17 protein-coding genes are annotated in these 15,228 nt (G+C 32.6%); 3 read left to right on the plus strand and 14 right to left on the minus strand.

Features of this window, described 5'->3' with window-relative positions; translation table 11 throughout:
• Nucleotide 1 precedes the first annotated feature (1 nt).
• From ACMHYH_RS07920 to ACMHYH_RS07930, 3 genes are all read right to left on the minus strand, one after another.
• Entirely contained in the window at nucleotides 2-454 is a 453-nt protein-coding gene (locus ACMHYH_RS07920; protein WP_414838866.1) for a GtrA family protein, read from the minus strand.
• Nucleotides 455-566: 112 nt separating this feature from the next.
• The gene (gene gpmA, locus ACMHYH_RS07925; RefSeq protein ID WP_414838867.1) at nucleotides 567-1,253 is read right to left on the minus strand and encodes a 2,3-diphosphoglycerate-dependent phosphoglycerate mutase; all 687 of its coding nucleotides are present in this window, start codon (nucleotides 1,251-1,253) and stop codon (nucleotides 567-569) included.
• Between the two features lie 112 nt (nucleotides 1,254-1,365).
• Nucleotides 1,366-2,703, minus strand: coding sequence for a dihydrolipoyl dehydrogenase family protein (locus ACMHYH_RS07930; RefSeq protein WP_414838868.1), 1,338 nt, complete (start codon nucleotides 2,701-2,703; stop codon nucleotides 1,366-1,368).
• Nucleotides 2,704-2,867: 164 nt separating this feature from the next.
• On the opposite strand from ACMHYH_RS07930, the gene ndk reads away from it, so the two are divergent.
• The 3 genes from ndk to ACMHYH_RS07945 all read left to right on the plus strand — a co-directional run bounded on the left by ndk (nucleotide 2,868) and on the right by ACMHYH_RS07945 (nucleotide 5,290).
• A complete protein-coding gene (ndk, locus tag ACMHYH_RS07935) occupies nucleotides 2,868-3,269 on the plus strand; it encodes a nucleoside-diphosphate kinase (protein ID WP_414838869.1) in 402 nt (133 codons plus the stop codon).
• A 332-nt stretch (nucleotides 3,270-3,601) separates the two neighbouring features.
• Nucleotides 3,602-4,852, plus strand: coding sequence for a UV DNA damage repair endonuclease UvsE (gene uvsE, locus ACMHYH_RS07940; protein WP_414838870.1), 1,251 nt, complete (start codon nucleotides 3,602-3,604; stop codon nucleotides 4,850-4,852).
• A gap of 102 nt (nucleotides 4,853-4,954) precedes the next feature.
• On the plus strand, nucleotides 4,955-5,290 hold the full coding sequence (locus ACMHYH_RS07945; RefSeq protein ID WP_414840373.1) for a PH domain-containing protein: 336 nt from the start codon (nucleotides 4,955-4,957) through the stop codon (nucleotides 5,288-5,290).
• Between the two features lie 144 nt (nucleotides 5,291-5,434).
• Here the strand turns inward: ACMHYH_RS07945 and ACMHYH_RS07950 are convergent, their stop codons facing one another.
• The 11 genes from ACMHYH_RS07950 to ACMHYH_RS08000 all read right to left on the minus strand — a co-directional run bounded on the left by ACMHYH_RS07950 (nucleotide 5,435) and on the right by ACMHYH_RS08000 (nucleotide 15,131).
• Nucleotides 5,435-6,052, minus strand: coding sequence for a flavin reductase family protein (locus tag ACMHYH_RS07950; protein ID WP_414838871.1), 618 nt, complete (start codon nucleotides 6,050-6,052; stop codon nucleotides 5,435-5,437).
• A complete protein-coding gene (locus tag ACMHYH_RS07955) occupies nucleotides 6,045-6,665 on the minus strand; it encodes an alpha/beta hydrolase (RefSeq protein ID WP_414838872.1) in 621 nt (206 codons plus the stop codon). Before ACMHYH_RS07955 ends, ACMHYH_RS07950 begins: the two co-directional genes overlap by 8 nt.
• Complete coding sequence (locus ACMHYH_RS07960) at nucleotides 6,662-7,090, minus strand: MarR family winged helix-turn-helix transcriptional regulator (RefSeq protein ID WP_414838873.1); 429 nt, start codon at nucleotides 7,088-7,090, stop codon at nucleotides 6,662-6,664. Before ACMHYH_RS07960 ends, ACMHYH_RS07955 begins: the two co-directional genes overlap by 4 nt.
• Complete coding sequence (locus tag ACMHYH_RS07965) at nucleotides 7,087-8,088, minus strand: VOC family protein (protein WP_414838874.1); 1,002 nt, start codon at nucleotides 8,086-8,088, stop codon at nucleotides 7,087-7,089. The genes ACMHYH_RS07960 and ACMHYH_RS07965 overlap by 4 nt, the downstream gene beginning before the upstream one ends.
• A gap of 298 nt (nucleotides 8,089-8,386) precedes the next feature.
• Nucleotides 8,387-9,427 (minus strand): acetamidase/formamidase family protein, encoded by a 1,041-nt coding sequence (locus ACMHYH_RS07970; protein WP_414838875.1) that lies wholly within the window; start codon nucleotides 9,425-9,427, stop codon nucleotides 8,387-8,389.
• A gap of 1,137 nt (nucleotides 9,428-10,564) precedes the next feature.
• Entirely contained in the window at nucleotides 10,565-10,690 is a 126-nt protein-coding gene (locus tag ACMHYH_RS07975; RefSeq protein WP_414838876.1) for a nucleotidyl transferase AbiEii/AbiGii toxin family protein, read from the minus strand.
• A 206-nt stretch (nucleotides 10,691-10,896) separates the two neighbouring features.
• Nucleotides 10,897-11,640: a hypothetical protein gene (locus ACMHYH_RS07980; protein WP_414838877.1), complete on the minus strand. Its 744-nt coding sequence runs from the start codon at nucleotides 11,638-11,640 to the stop codon at nucleotides 10,897-10,899.
• Nucleotides 11,641-11,973: 333 nt separating this feature from the next.
• A complete protein-coding gene (locus tag ACMHYH_RS07985; protein ID WP_414838878.1) occupies nucleotides 11,974-12,549 on the minus strand; it encodes an HD domain-containing protein in 576 nt (191 codons plus the stop codon).
• Nucleotides 12,550-12,708: 159 nt separating this feature from the next.
• Nucleotides 12,709-13,074: a hypothetical protein gene (locus tag ACMHYH_RS07990; protein ID WP_414838879.1), complete on the minus strand. Its 366-nt coding sequence runs from the start codon at nucleotides 13,072-13,074 to the stop codon at nucleotides 12,709-12,711.
• A 344-nt stretch (nucleotides 13,075-13,418) separates the two neighbouring features.
• Nucleotides 13,419-14,489, minus strand: coding sequence for a helix-turn-helix transcriptional regulator (locus ACMHYH_RS07995; RefSeq protein WP_414838880.1), 1,071 nt, complete (start codon nucleotides 14,487-14,489; stop codon nucleotides 13,419-13,421).
• A gap of 24 nt (nucleotides 14,490-14,513) precedes the next feature.
• Complete coding sequence (locus tag ACMHYH_RS08000; RefSeq protein ID WP_414838881.1) at nucleotides 14,514-15,131, minus strand: hypothetical protein; 618 nt, start codon at nucleotides 15,129-15,131, stop codon at nucleotides 14,514-14,516.
• Nucleotides 15,132-15,228: the final 97 nt, after the last annotated feature.

The raw sequence follows: 15,228 nt of genomic DNA on the forward strand, positions 1-15,228 counted from the left end.
CTCATTTCTTAAAGATAAACCATTTACTAGAAAAATAATTTAAACCGATAATCATCACTTGAGTAACTAACTTAGCTAAATTGGAATCCCATTGAAAAAAATCGATGAATACTAGCATGCTGAACATATCAAATCCTGCTGAAATTAATCGAAAACTACAAAATAAAAAGAACTCCTTTAGCCAAGCGTAGATGGTTGTTGTTTCAGACTTAAAGACATACTTCTTATTTGTAAAAAAAGCGAAGAGTAGTGATACAATAATGGAAATGGCATTGGCTAATAGATAATGAACTATTTGTAGAGTATCTAATGTATAAAATACGCTTATATTAACAAACGTTGTCAATCCTCCAAAAATTAAATAATTTATTCCTTCTTTGTGTGTTTCATATATTTTTTTTAAAGTTAACATAACCGTCAGTTTCACTACTTTCGACTTTAATCTTTTAGTCATCTAAAATTAGAACGAATCTTTACCAGTATAACTTTTTATTTTATTGCCGTCTATTGTACTTTGATGATAAAAAAATAAGAATAAAAGGGGAATTCCCTTTTATTCTTATTTTTTAAAGATAATATTTTTTAATAACAGCTAATTCATCGTTTAATTCATAGACCAACGGTTGTCCTGTTGGTATGTCTAACTCCATAATATCTTCGTCAGAAATCTCTTCAATATACTTAGCTAACGCACGCAGTGAATTCCCGTGAGCAGCGACAAGTACTGTCTTAGTGTCCAATATAGCTGGCGCAATCTGATCTTCCCAAAAAGGAATAACTCGCTCTAAAGTCGTTTCTAGATTTTCACCCATTGGCACTACCCGTTTTTGCAAATTAGCATAGCGACGATCATTTAGTGCTGAATTTGGATCGTTTGGTTTTAATAATGGTGGCAATGTATCGTATGAACGGCGCCACAGTTGGACTTGTTCAACACCATACTTATCTGCAGTGGCTTTTTTATTTAATCCTTGAAGAGCTCCATAATGGCGTTCGTTCAAGCGCCATGATTTTATCTCTGGAACCCAAAGTTGATCAGAATCTTCTAACACAATCTGACAGGTCTTAATTGCTCGCTTTAAGACAGACGTAAAAGCCATATCAAACTCAATTCCTGCTTCTTTAATCTTTCGGCCTGCTTCATGAGCTTCTGCTAACCCTGCCTCACTCAAATCGACATCCATCCAACCGGTAAATTTGTTTAATGCGTTCCATTCACTTTGTCCATGACGAACAAATACAATTCTTTTCACATTTATCCCCACTTTCACTTTTTCTTACACTTAGTAGTGTACACCTACTAGCTCCCTTATTACACACAAAAAGGTTAAGTTCATTGCACTATAGGGCGAAATAATAAGGATTTTAATTGTAAATAGAACTTAAATCGCTAGCGGCTGTTGGGTAAGCCATTATCAACTGTGCTGTTTCTTTTGTCGTCATTTTTTGTTCCATTAATAGATTGATGTAATTGATTAATTCATCGGCTTTACCGTTCAAACAAGTTGCCCCGACAACTAGACCTGTTTCACGATTCGTAACTATTTTTATTTTTGAGACAGGCTCGTTTGTCCGATGGTAACTAAACCAAGAAGTGGCATCTATTGAAGAGACAGCATACTTTTCTTGTTGTTTGGATGCTTGTTCAATTGTTATACCTATTTGAGCTAACTTAGGATTAGAGTACATAACCGTTGGAATAGATGGATAGTTTATTTTTTCAGTTGTCTTGCCAGTCAAGTAATTCGTTAAATAAGCTCCTTCAAAGCTCGCTACAGGAGTCAATTTCCCAACACTTTTTGCTACCACATCACCGCATGCAAAGATAGCCTTATTACTCGTTTGAAGATAATCATTGGTTTTAATCCCTTTTTTATCGTACATTACTTCTGCTTTATCAAGATTTAAGTCCTCAATATTCGGGATACGCCCAGTTGCACAAAAAACCAAATCGGTCGCTAATGTAAAATCATCTTTCGCTTGAACATTAAATGATTCTCCATCCTTTTCAATTTTTGTCGTATGGGTATCAAAATGAAAAATGACTCCCTTTCGTTCTAATTGATGAACGATTTCGTTAACAAGTTCTGATTCGAATTCTTTTAGAGGTCGATTATTGTGATGAATAATATGGACTTCTGCACCAGCAGCGTTCGCAATCGTTGCCAATTCAAATGCAATATAGCCTCCACCGATAAACGTTACTTTTTTAGGCATTTCAGATAAAGACAAGAAATCAGTACTCGTTAGTAAATATTCTTTGCCTTCAATTGGCAGTATAGCTGGTCTTAATCCTGTCGCTATAATTATTTTATCAGCTGTTAAGGTATCTTCATTTACTTGAATTGTTTGCTTATTGATAAAGGTTGCTTTGCCCATAATGGTCTCAATTCCTGATGAATCCATCCTTTTTTTTAATCCTTTTGACATCGGATGAATGATACTTTCTTTAAATGACATTAATTCTGGCCAGTGAACTTGAGGAGTGACAGAAAAACCTTTACCCGTTAAATGAGTAACTGCGTCTTTTGCTTCGACGACTGAATACAAAACTTTTTTAGGATCGCAACCTCGGTTAGGACAAGTTCCACCCCATAAGTCATTTTCTATGATTGCTACTTTCTTTCCAGTTGCTAAACCATTTGCGACTGCCATCCCTGCGACACCACTACCAATTACAATAACATCAAAGTTTTTTTTCATTTATAAAACCTCCCCTTCCATTACGTTTTACCATAGACTACGTAAAATTACTAATAAATCCCCTTATCTTTGTGAAAATTTCTTACAAAAAACACTATTTTCTACACAAGACATTTAAAATATGGTAGAATCTTATTACTATACTTTTGGGAGGGTTTTCAATAATGAACGAAGAAACGTTACTATTACTAAAGCCAGATGCAGTAGAAAGAAATTTGATTGGGAAAATCCTTTCAGAATATGAACGAAACGGACTGACCATTAGCGACATGAAATACATGACTGCTTCTAAAGAAATTACAGAAACACATTATGCCGAGCATAAGGGTAAACCATTTTTTGATGGGTTAGTTTCTTATTTGACAAGAAGTCCAATCGTTGCTGTGGTAGTAGCAGGAGATAATGCTGTTAGCCGTGTTCGAGCATTGAACGGAACAACTAATCCAGCAGACTCCGGAGACAACACTATCCGTGGCCTTTATGGTATTAGCTTGTCAGAGAATACAGTCCATTCATCTGATTCAATAGAAAGTGCTCAAAGAGAACGCGCTATTTGGTTTAACTAAATCGCTAAAAACTGTTAGGTTATCACAATTTTTTATCCATCTATTTTAGCGTCTATTTATAGAAAAATACTTATTCTATTTTACATGCTAGTATCTATGTAGGTTGTTTTTTCTGAGTTTTTCATATTGACTTGAGTCATTAGGAAGTTTCTTTCCTCCTGGCTCATTTTTTTATCTTTATACAAGGAGTTTTCTTCATTTTGATGAGTAGCTAATTAAGAATCTACTCTTACTGCTACTACTTAAAACTTGCTTGACTTGCAAGACCTCTTACTTGGTTGAATTATGATACAATAGGAATTAAATTAAGTCGCCATAAAAAGGAGAATTCTATGAAAATTGGTTACGCATGTTTAACAGTTGGTGTATACAATACAAGCTTTAAAACGTGTACTCTCAAATCTGCAACTCCAGAGCATTTATTGTCACTTATTAAGCACAACTTGGATACTTTAGATCGAATCATTGATTACAATAGTAGTATAGGTATTACCCATTTCAGAATCAGTTCCGATATTATTCCTTTTGGCTCAAGTCCAATAAATACTCTTGACTGGGATACTCTTTTTAAGGAAGAATTTCATTCCATCGCTAAAAAATTAAAAAAACAAGCTATTAGAGTCTCCATGCATCCAGGTCAGTATACGGTTTTGAATTCACCGAATGAAGACATTGTTCAACGAGCAGTAGAAGACCTTGCTTACCATACCCGCTTTTTAACTGCACTAGAGACAGCTAAATCAAGTAAGATTATCCTTCATATTGGGGGTGTTTATGGGGACAAAGAAACGGCTATAGCGAGATTCGAAAAAAATTATGCCCTTTTAAGCCAGGATATAAAAGATCGATTAATTATTGAAAATGATGATAAATCCTATCATGTTGGTGATGTCTTAGCGATCGGACGAAACAATCGTATTCCAGTTGTCTACGATAACTTGCACAACCAAGTTCTTCCTTTTGATGTTTCTAAAGATGATCACTACTTTATTACTTTAGCCAATCAAACTTGGTCAGCTGAAGACGGTATCCAAAAAATCCACTACTCACAAGGTGCTACTTTAAAAAGAGCAGGAAGCCACTCTAAAACGATTGATTTAGCTGTTTTTGATGCTTTCTTAAAAAGTATTCCCGATGTAGATATTATGTTAGAAGTAAAAGATAAAAATCTATCCGCTATCAAAGCTGCTAATTTGATTTCTGAAAACAGAACAATCTCAAACTTAGAACAAGAATGGGCTAGATACAAATATACTGTTTTAGAACACAATCCAACTTTATATAAAGAGATTCAAGTTCTTTTGAAAGATAAAAAAGCTTATCCTATAATTGAATTTTATTCCTTAATCGATCGAGCTATCGCTACAGAGCCAAGTGAGGGTACACAACTAAATGCTCTTTCACATGTATGGGGATACTTTAAAGAAACTTCTACAGAAAAAGAGCGTAAAAAATATGACTCTTATCTTGAATCTTTCAAAAAAGGAACCTACTCTATTAATGCTGTTAAAGGCTTACTCTTAAAAATGGCTATCAAGTACAATAATGACTATTTATTAACGAGTTATTACCTTCATTTTTAAATAAAAGTTAGTATTAAACGTATCCTGTTAGTCTTCAATAAAATAAGAAAAATGGAGGAAGCAAAAATGGTAGAAATGTTAACGACTTTATCTTAGACGTTTATAGAGGAGTGCCCCATACAAAAAGATGTAGATGACTTGCTTATAATTGGAGAAGAGGCTATTGCAGCCTATAAAACGATTAGAGATAGTGCAACGTTTACTAACAAGCGTTTAATTATCAGAGATGCACAAGGACTCACTGGGAAAAAAATTGACATTTATTCCTTACCTTATTCGTCTATCACGATGTGGTCTACAGAAAATTCAGGAAAATCACTAGATTTTAATTCTGAAGTTGAACTATGGACTAAAGCCGGTCATATTAAAATTAATTTAAAAAAAGGCATAGATAGTCGTAAGTTTGACAAGCTAATTGCAAGTGTTATCTTGAACTAAAATAGCTGAATACCTTTTTAACAGAACCATTTCAGCTCAAATTTCAGCTTTGATTAGTGACGAATAAATTGAAAAGTTTTCTCACTAAAAAAACTCAAAAAAGCCATTAGATTTTCATTAAATCTAATGGCTTTTTTGAGTTTATTAAAACTTACGTTTAAATGGGAGATCTTGTATCCCTGCATAATCCGTTCCGCCTAAACGGGCTACTGGACGTAAGATTTCAGATAATACATAACCGTTTTTTGAATCATAAACTGTTTCATCTACAACCGAACCAATGACTCTTAAGATAACTAAGTCAGCTTCTTCTTTATTTTTATCGTAATCTTTCAAAGTCAAAGACTCTTCTAAAACAACTTCAAAACGTATTAGAGCCTCTTTTATGCCAGGCGTCTTAACTTTCATACTTGGACTTAAATTTAAATCTGTTAATTCTAATTCACTTTTATTTCTTTCTAGTGGTGTGGAAGAAATATCCATTGCACTAATAAGTGTTTCATCTACTACGTGAATCACTGCTTCTTTTTCTCTAAAAATATTCAGAAAAGTATCTTTTTGTTGTTCACCATTTCTTTGAAATGACACAATGACTAGTGTTGGTGAAATAACATTAAAGTAACTAAAAGGTGCTAAGTTAATACTGCCATTCTCATTTAAACTCGTTATCCAAGCAATTGGACGGGGAATAATACTGCCTTTAACAAGTTTCATTCTACTCGTTTCATCAATCGTATCAAAGTCTATCTTTAATTTAGCCATTAAAATCCTCCATTTTTTTCAAAAGAAAGCTCTTTGCTTGCTCTATTTCTTTTTGAATGAGTTGGTGTCCTTGATCATGAGTATATGTTTCTACATCTATTAGAGCAGCTAATAGACTTGTTTCAAGCTCTTTAAATTGGCTTTCACTACTATAAGAATCATTTTTTCCGGAAGTCATTAAAACGTTTACTCCTGATTGCCTCTTAAATTTCTTGTCAGAATTGATCGGAGAAGGATGAAATAAAAGAAAAGTCGAAACGGGCAAGTCACTAAAATTTTTCAACAGATTCTTTGCGAGATTTGCTCCATTAGAATAGCCGATAATAGTTATTTTTTTGTTCGCTGGACTAACTTTCCTAGCTATTTCAAGAATTGAATCGTAAAGATTTTGCGTTGCTTTATCTAAACCCAAAAGGTCAAAACTACCATCTGGATAGCGCGCAAAATAACGATTCATCCCATTTTCACTTACTTCTCCTTGAAAACCTATTTTTGTAGCTTTAGGATCAAGGATATGCGCTAACTCAAATAAGCTCGTAGCCGTACCCCCTGTTCCATGAAGCGAAATAATAATATGGTCATTTGTTCCTTCAGCGATTACCTGTTGCATCATCCTTTATCACCTGACTTTTTACCTATTTTTTTTAATAAATAATGTAGTTGCTGTTCTTCTTCTTTATCTAACACATCAAAAATTGAGCGCATATAAGAAAAATGCTTTTCATATATTTCTTCAAATACTTTTGTACCAAGTTCTGTCAACGCAATAATCTGAATTCTTTTATCTGACTCTTTTTTATTTTTTACAAGATAAGCTTTTTCATTTAATCGTTCTAGGACATAAGTCATACTGCTATTAGGGATTAAAACAGTATCTATAAGCTCTTGCGTTGTCAGGGAGCCTTTTACATATAGAGCTTCCATAGCTGTAAATTCATTTACATTGATTCCCGTATGAGCAAGTGAATGTTTTACCGCTTTTTCAACACTATGATACGCTTTAAATAAAATAATTAAACTTTTTAGCTCATTTTTCATTGATTGAAATATTCTTTTTCAAAATTTTTGGTACTTCTTACTGTATCAAAATGTGGCAATTGAGTTTCGATATATTCTCGTTTACTTCTCAAGTGAGGCGGCAATGTCAATGTTTCTCCTAGAACTTCATAAGATTCTTGATCATCAATAAATCCAGGACCTTCTGTTGATAATTCAAATAGTATATTGGGATATAAGCGAATATAAACTGCTTTAAAATAAAAACGATCAATATAGCCGGAGTTTGTCAGACCTAATTGATTAAATCGATTTTCAAAAGCATCAAGATGCTCTTTGTCTTCCACTCTAAACGCTACGTGATGGACTCCGCCATAGCCTTGTCTCGCATTTGGTGATGTATCATCTTTTTCCACAATAACTGAAGCACCATTTCCACCTTCACCCATTTCGTAGAGTGTGAAATTATGTTCACTTGTTACTTTTCGCATCTGCATAACATTGACTAAAGCATTTTCCATTCTCTCTTCAAATTGAACTTTCAAGAAAATCGGGCCTAATCCAGTAATCGCATACTCATTTGGTACTGGTCCTTTATACCAAGGTTCCCCGGAACCTATTCCTTTATTATTTTCATCTGAAAAAATAGCGTATTGTTGCTTATCAAAATCTTCAAAATAAAGAACTTGTTTACCAAAATGAGTGAGTATCTTGTCTTTTTTAACTGTATAATAGGCTAGTCTTTTTTCCCAATACTTTAACGCCTCGTCATTAGAAACTCTAAAACTCGTTCTAGAAATATCATTTGTCCCTTTTTGATGAGCAGCACTTCCATTGAAATCAAAGAAAGTCATATCCGTTCCTGCATTGCCACGATCATCAGCAAAAAATAAATGATAGGTTGAGAGATCATCTTGATTCACATTCTTTTTCACCAAACGTAACCCTAAGACTTCTGTATAGAATGTGTAGATTTTTTCTGCACTACTCGTTATGGCGGTCACATGGTGGATTCCTTTAAATTGTTTTACTTCATTCATTAGTTATTTACCCCCTATAGTTATATAAAAAAACTGGACACGTCCTCTATCGGCATCAATCATTTATTTACTGGTATTCATCTTGTTTTTGACTCTATGCCTATATTATTACTAATTCGTAATAATAACAACTCATTCGACTTCTTACTCATTAAAAATTAGGTTAAGTCTGGATTATTTTTCGTTGTTTTGTGTTTAAAAAATAGACTACCTATTACTAAAGTAAAAAAAATAAACCCCTAATGCTATCAGGATTTATTTTTATAACTAATTACTAATCAAACTTACTAGACTTAAGTTAAATAGATTCTCTATTTACTTCTAAATTTTTATACGCTTCTTTCATCATTCTACAATGAACCCCTAAGATACCATTGGAGACTTGTGTTACATGAAAATCACCTTTAACACTTAATGTTGAATACGCAAGTTCTCTAGAAATATTAAAACGATGGGTTAAGAAGTCGACAGCTTCCAAAGCTGCTTGTCTATTCGCTAAGTCCAAGGTATGACCGAAACCATGAGTCTCCCAGTGATCACCAGAATCTAAAATTGGATTTTCAAACAGTTTTTTACCTTTGTGAAGAATAATTTGAATGCGGCCATTCAGACTGCCTTCGATAGCTGTCCCACTAAGTTCGCCATCTCCTTGTGCAAAATGGCTATCTCCAACGTAAACACCCGCTCCATCTACTTGTACTTTGTAGTACATTGAAGTACCTTTAATAAAGTTTTTATTGTCCATATTTCCACCAAAGTCAAAAGGATGAAGCGAATGGACTCTGCCATTTCTTGCAGGCAGTACTCCGGCAACACCAAAAAATAGATTTAATGGGATGGTTAGCTTCTCAGTTATTGGCATTCTTTCAACTGAACCTACTGGTGTGATAAGTCCTGGCGCATTTATTGGTCTTGGATATGGAAAACTAAAAATGGGATAAGTTATTCCTTGTTCTAGATCAACTTCATAAATAAAGATAGATTCTTCACGATTAAAACTGTTGGATAAATTACCCCAATTGGCTATAACATTTGATCCATAATTCATTCTAGGTTTTGTTTCGATAATCTTCATTTCAATAATATCATCAGGTTCAGCATTTTTAACGTAAATTGGCCCCGTTATAATGTGATCTCCCATATCTCTAGGTATATCATCGTAAATTTCTTTGATAGCTTCATCAAATAGTAAATCTGGCGCATCGCCTGATTGGTGATTTAAGGCTTCAATATCAACAAAGTCCCCTGATTCAATCGTTAACACAGGCTCCCAAGAATTATCGTAATATCCCCATTTCACTGTCTCAACTGTCGCTTTTAATTCATGTATCTTAGTCATAACTGCCTCCTTATTAAAATTAGTCGTTTAACTTATTACTATCTCAATGTTTCAAAAAAGTATCCGCACACTATTGAGCAAACTACGTTTATCGTGTCGTTATGAGAGCGCTATCTTTTAAGGATATAGGTTAATAAACTAATAGATTACCTACCTCCTTGTAGTATAAGAGACGTTTTGATAATTTTATCAAATGTGTGGATAATGTCAAGAATTATTAACTTCACAAGGTTACCTCAACACTCCCATTTGTGATAGGTGAACAACATACATTTCTTTACTTATTCTTATAGTATACGTGCCGGCCTCTATCTCAGTATACTTTTATTCAGTAAAAATGAAAAGAATTTCGTTTTCGTTTATTGACAGAATTTCGTTCTCATTTATTGATAAGAGAAATCGAGTAGGTGATAGATGATTAATTCGCCTACCGATCTCTCACACCGCCGTGCGCACGGTTCCGTACACGGCGGTTCAATAATTTAAGTATCTCTGCTGGTAAAGTTGATTTAAATCTTTCAAACCCCACTTTGCCAGCTTTTTGTTGTCAATCGCTCGATGTAAGGTTTAACTTCTCGCCAATAGCCCTTTCGGGAATTAGACACCTTCCAAGCTTCTTCTTCCCTTACACCATACTTTCTTAGCATGCGAAATTTAGTAGACACTTTCTTCCATCGATTCCGTAATAGTTAATCCAGCCTTGAGCATAGAGGTTGATTTCTTTTATCTCTTCTTTAAATACACCTAGTCGTTTCCGACTACTTAATTTTCACTGTAGGAGATTTGTGCAGTATTGGACTTTACTTTGTTTAGCAAGCTCGTCCGTCTCCATTCAGCCTTATATCTTATATAAGATTTCTGTTCGTCAGTACGAGTATTTGCGTCTGACTTCCTTCAGATTCCACTTCAGAATGGACACCCTTGTCATTCGCTAACAGTTCCTACCGTAAAGTCTGCAATGGACTTTCACCACCGAGTTATCACCAATGCCAGGCGCACTAAAAAAAGAACTAGGATTATGATCCTAGCTCTTTTCAGTAGTTTACTTTTTATTTATAAATTTACCTTGAATAATTCGTAAATTTTTTATAAACTCTACGTGCCTGCTATTTTCAAAAATACTATGTATTGCTTCCTCTAAAATAATAGCATCAAATTTTCTGTAGTAGCTAAATAATATATATCATAATAATCCTTTATTCTACTGGATACTTTAATAAGATAGAGAATTTCATCTAGTTTTTCAGCTACTATTCTTTTCATAGGGTCATAGAATACAAATGGAAAGTAGATTGTTTAGAAAAACACCGAGATACTTTAAGGAAGGAAGAAAAAAACAAGATACCCTAATTCAAATTAGAGTATCTTGCTTTGTTTCCAATGATTTAAAAACAGCTGTAGGTGCCCATGGTACCCATCCCAAAAAAGTTAGATTATTTATTCTAGCTTTTTTAGGTCAGCACTTAAGCTTATTTTGATATTTTTTTTATCTTATTATTTTCCTTAGCTAATTTCTTTCTGGCTTCATTTTCTTTTTCCAATCTCTCTATAGTTACAATTTGTTTGTCTCTATCTGCTTTTAGGTCTTCTATCTTATCTTTTATTAATCCCTTTAAAGATTTCTCGTTTAATAATAAGTCTATAGCCTCTACTCTTAAACTTTCTTTATTTCGGTAATCTGAATAATGTGTCATCAACAGCAATGTATCATTATCATCTAAGTTATTTTTTAGTATGTTATATGCATCTTGCCCTAAAGCTATTATTCTAGGATTACCTCCTAGAATAGTCAGTTCTTTCTTTAATACTTTGATATTTTCTGTTGCTGTTTCAGGATGCTCTTCAACGTATTTTATTACTGCTGCTGAATTTTTATCAGGATGGTTTTTTATTACATCTGTAATATACTGTCCTTCAAATGGAGTATTTACTAATGCATATCTCAATTTAAAATCTCTTTGTGCTTTATTGTCATCCGAATGAAAATTAGCCCAACTTCCAGTATAAGAATCTTTTCTATCCTCATGTACGCTAGCATTTAATGCGACAAATACTAAATCATTTCTCAGTTTTTTGAATATTTCTCTTTCTAAGAATAATGACATATCTCCTGTATTTGAAGTAGGTGTTTCCCCCACCTCTGCCCACAATGACCAACTTGCAACTTTCCCATATTCTTTATTAAGATCTTCATACACTTTTTGGCTTATCATATTAAATCCCTCCTATTTTGTTTGAATTTTTATTAAAAGTATTCATGTCTCTTTTAAAGTTTTTGTTCGTATTTTAATAGTTACCATCTACTTCGCTAACCCTAGAACGGCTTCAAAAAGAACTTTAAATGATCATTACTAATGGACTTTTTCAAAAAGATTGATTGTCAAAAGAAATGGGTTTTAACGAAATTCACCAGGCTTTCCTATCGTCTGTTGCACACAAACGGAATAAAAATTCCAAGAAAGTCATTAAACTATCAAATGCCGTTGTGAGTTTTTCTGAGTTATATGAATGAAGATATTCTATACAACTTAATTTAACACATCAGATTAATTAAAAATTTCGTCAATCACTTCAACATATTTCCTATAAGGTTTTGTTTCCGCCAATTTTGATTTTTCAGCAATAACATCAGCGAATGATTTATAGTACCAGTATTGAGCAATTGGATCCGAATTGTTAAAGTTATTTAAAAATGACATTCCTTCAATTTTCTTAGCTTCAAGCATTTCTATTACATTTGCAAGCTTGTCCGATAATGCAATCATGAATACATCTGAATCTTTATCTAATGTATTTCGGAGTTCTTCAATTTGTTCTTCTTTTCTAATCTGCCAAGATTTTCGTACATTCATTTTAGGTCGTTTGTCTTCACTTTCAAGTTCTACAAATCTACCGACTCTATCTCCGAACAATTCGTATATTTCTTCTAATAGAGTATCTGTATCTTCAACTACATCATGCAACCATGCCGCTGCAATTATCTCTTCATCATTTGTTAAAGTTTGAATAATATTCGTTACTGCATCTAGATGAGATATGAATGGTTGATTATTTCCTTTTCTAGTTTGTCCCGCATGTCTTTCATGAGCAAATGCTTTTGCTCGTCTAATTAACTCTGTCATATGTGCCTCCTAATTAAAGTTATTCTTATTTTTCCGTCTATATCTTTCTGATATTTTCACCTTTTTTAATCTTTACTTCTTATACCAGGCATTCTTTTATTATAAAAAAATCCATTCATTTTATTTTATTTGCTCTATTTTATTAATTTCCCCTCTATTTTAATTGACCCTGTAGTAATTGTAATGTCCAAATTTGCCATTCTCAAGAAGATAATATAGTTCTACATCTATCTCTTCAGGCTCACCATATGGTTCAATAGGCCACAATAATTTGATATAATTATTTTTTATATCTACTATTTCTAATTCGCTTAGTCCTTTCTTTATAAATCTCATTATCTCTCTTTTATCCATGTTCCAAAAATTTATTTCAACTTCATATTTTATATCTATTGCAAATCCTTTTTCATTATAATATCCTTTAAATTCAGGATTTTTTATAAAATCATTTCCATCTATTTTTTTACTTATAGCCTTTATTTCTTGATTATTAGTGAGACTATTGAGCAAATTTTCATTGTTCATAAAATCACAACTCCTTGAATGATAAGTTTATATAGTATATTTCACCTTTTCTAACTTATTGAAACTACTTTAATTTTTTTGTTATCCTTATCTTATATGTTTTTTGATTCATCCATTCTTATTCATTCCTTTGATATTATATATATCATTATTCATAGTTGGAAATGAATTTGTGTAAAAATAGCTTTAACAATAGCTAAACTGCTATAAAATAGTCTAGCTATTCTATACTATCTCCTTTCTTTTTCTATATTTCCATTGTATCATAACCAATGTTCTATTTTTAGAACATCGTTGTATTTGTTTAGCTTTCTATTATCTTACCAAACCAATTTATCCTAGTCTTATTCATAATTTTTCATAGCTTTTTGGATATCTTCTTTAATCTCATCCACCAAATCTAGTGGGGATAAGACTCTTACATATAAGGCGTATCGTAAAGCCCACCTTCTCATTGCCATCTTATTGGTTTTAACCCTTACTATTATTTGCTCGTCTTTTTTTTCTTGAAAAGTTATATTATCAAGCCCAAACCAATCAATAAATTCATCTAGAAACTCTTCTTTAAAACTCAACTTAACATAGTCAGATTCTCCTCCAAACATGTATATATGCTCTGCCATATATTCGTTTAAATTGAAATTTTCTCCTAGACCTTCAATATCTCTCCTAGGCTTTCTTTTTTCTTCTACTATTTCAATATTTCTAATCCTATCAATTCTATAAGATGAAACATTTTTGAATGGTTCATTATTACAAATCAAGTAATATCGTCCATTTGAAGCCACCATATAATAAGGATTGATACTATATTTCCTTTCCTCACCTTGCGAATTTTCTCTAGCTACCAAGGAAGTGGCTTTTTCTCCAAACTTATGACTAACATAATTGAAAGATACTTTTTTTGAGTTAGTGATTGCTTTGTCTAATTCTTCAATATGTAAAAACAAATCTTTATTTCCTAAATTACTATTATCCAAAGCCTTTATATGGTTCATTCCAGATTTAAAGTACTTGCTAGCTAAACTTTCTAATTTCTCTATTAATTTCTTTCGATAGGAAAGATCTATGTGCTTTGAAAATAATATGCTGTCAATAATTAGACGAAGTTCTCCTTTTGTAAATTTATGAATATAGCTAAAATCAGTATAAATTACTGATTCCTTTTCTTCACCTGTTTTTTTATCTTTAACTTTACGTTCTATTTCGCCATTGCATTCAATCTCAAAATTTTTCATATCAAGCTTTCTAAGTTTTTCTAAGTTATCCTTAATTGTTTGTCTACGAACATCTTCATATCCATAATTTTTTTCTAATATCTCTATAATATTTTGCTGGGTCAAGTGATGGTCTTCATCTGTAGAGTTTTGTAAAATTTCTAATATATCCAATAACAATAGTCTATTATTATCCATCTTAATCCTATCTCCCTTAATCGTTTATACTATTTCTTTATTCAATCTTTGGTAAAAGTGTTTCTCACAATAGGGAATATCATCATTTTTTAAAGGACAACTTGCTGGGAAATCATCCTTCCCCTTTATCCTCCCATCCTCCAATAACTTAAAATTATACTCAGCAGGTACTTTGCATCCATCATTGCTACACCAGACAAATTCTTCAAAGCCACCCATACTATCCATATCCTCCTCTCTATATATTATAGTTGTGAATTCAAGTTTCAAATCTGAAGTCTCTATGATGGCAAATAATTTTCTAAGCTTCTCTCTGTCTTTTTCCTTGTAACCCATACTTATTATTAGGGGTTCCTTATACTCCAATATAAAATCCAGTAGATACTGTGCACTTTCAAATGACCAGCTATCCCCTTGACCCATTAAGGTTACTTCAGTATTTCCATCAAATTCATCCATTTTTTTAAAGATTTTTTCATTATTTATTTCACTTAAGTATGTCAGAGTATGTCCTGTCCTAGGATCTTCTATGTTGATTGTATTGTGTTTTAGAAGTTCTAAAAAGGCTTTAAATCCTTGTTCACTTTTCTTATCGTAGTTTTTAGATTTTATTTTCATCCATACCATTACTTCAGTTGACATTTTATTTCTCCTTTTTATTCTTGATTGTTATTTAGTAAAAAGTTCTATATATTCACTATATTCTCTAGTATCTTTTAGCTGTTTTATATTTTTTATA

Source organism: Carnobacterium sp. TMP28 (assembly GCF_047553015.1).
Taxonomy (GTDB): Bacteria; Bacillota; Bacilli; order Lactobacillales; family Carnobacteriaceae; genus Carnobacterium_A.

Coding starts and splice junctions, on each gene's coding strand:
- ACMHYH_RS07920 (WP_414838866.1), bottom strand. CDS start 454: ATGACTAAAAGATTAAAGTCGAAAGTAGTGAAACTGACGGTTATGTTA.
- ACMHYH_RS07930 (WP_414838868.1), bottom strand. CDS start 2,703: ATGAAAAAAAACTTTGATGTTATTGTAATTGGTAGTGGTGTCGCAGGG.
- ndk (WP_414838869.1), top strand. CDS start 2,868: ATGAACGAAGAAACGTTACTATTACTAAAGCCAGATGCAGTAGAAAGA.
- uvsE (WP_414838870.1), top strand. CDS start 3,602: ATGAAAATTGGTTACGCATGTTTAACAGTTGGTGTATACAATACAAGC.
- ACMHYH_RS07950 (WP_414838871.1), bottom strand. CDS start 6,052: ATGGCTAAATTAAAGATAGACTTTGATACGATTGATGAAACGAGTAGA.
- ACMHYH_RS07955 (WP_414838872.1), bottom strand. CDS start 6,665: ATGATGCAACAGGTAATCGCTGAAGGAACAAATGACCATATTATTATT.
- ACMHYH_RS07960 (WP_414838873.1), bottom strand. CDS start 7,090: ATGAAAAATGAGCTAAAAAGTTTAATTATTTTATTTAAAGCGTATCAT.
- ACMHYH_RS07965 (WP_414838874.1), bottom strand. CDS start 8,088: ATGAATGAAGTAAAACAATTTAAAGGAATCCACCATGTGACCGCCATA.
- ACMHYH_RS07970 (WP_414838875.1), bottom strand. CDS start 9,427: ATGACTAAGATACATGAATTAAAAGCGACAGTTGAGACAGTGAAATGG.
- ACMHYH_RS07975 (WP_414838876.1), bottom strand. CDS start 10,690: ATGAAAAGAATAGTAGCTGAAAAACTAGATGAAATTCTCTATCTTATT.
- ACMHYH_RS07980 (WP_414838877.1), bottom strand. CDS start 11,640: ATGATAAGCCAAAAAGTGTATGAAGATCTTAATAAAGAATATGGGAAA.
- ACMHYH_RS07985 (WP_414838878.1), bottom strand. CDS start 12,549: ATGACAGAGTTAATTAGACGAGCAAAAGCATTTGCTCATGAAAGACAT.
- ACMHYH_RS07990 (WP_414838879.1), bottom strand. CDS start 13,074: ATGAACAATGAAAATTTGCTCAATAGTCTCACTAATAATCAAGAAATA.
- ACMHYH_RS07995 (WP_414838880.1), bottom strand. CDS start 14,489: ATGGATAATAATAGACTATTGTTATTGGATATATTAGAAATTTTACAA.
- ACMHYH_RS08000 (WP_414838881.1), bottom strand. CDS start 15,131: ATGTCAACTGAAGTAATGGTATGGATGAAAATAAAATCTAAAAACTAC.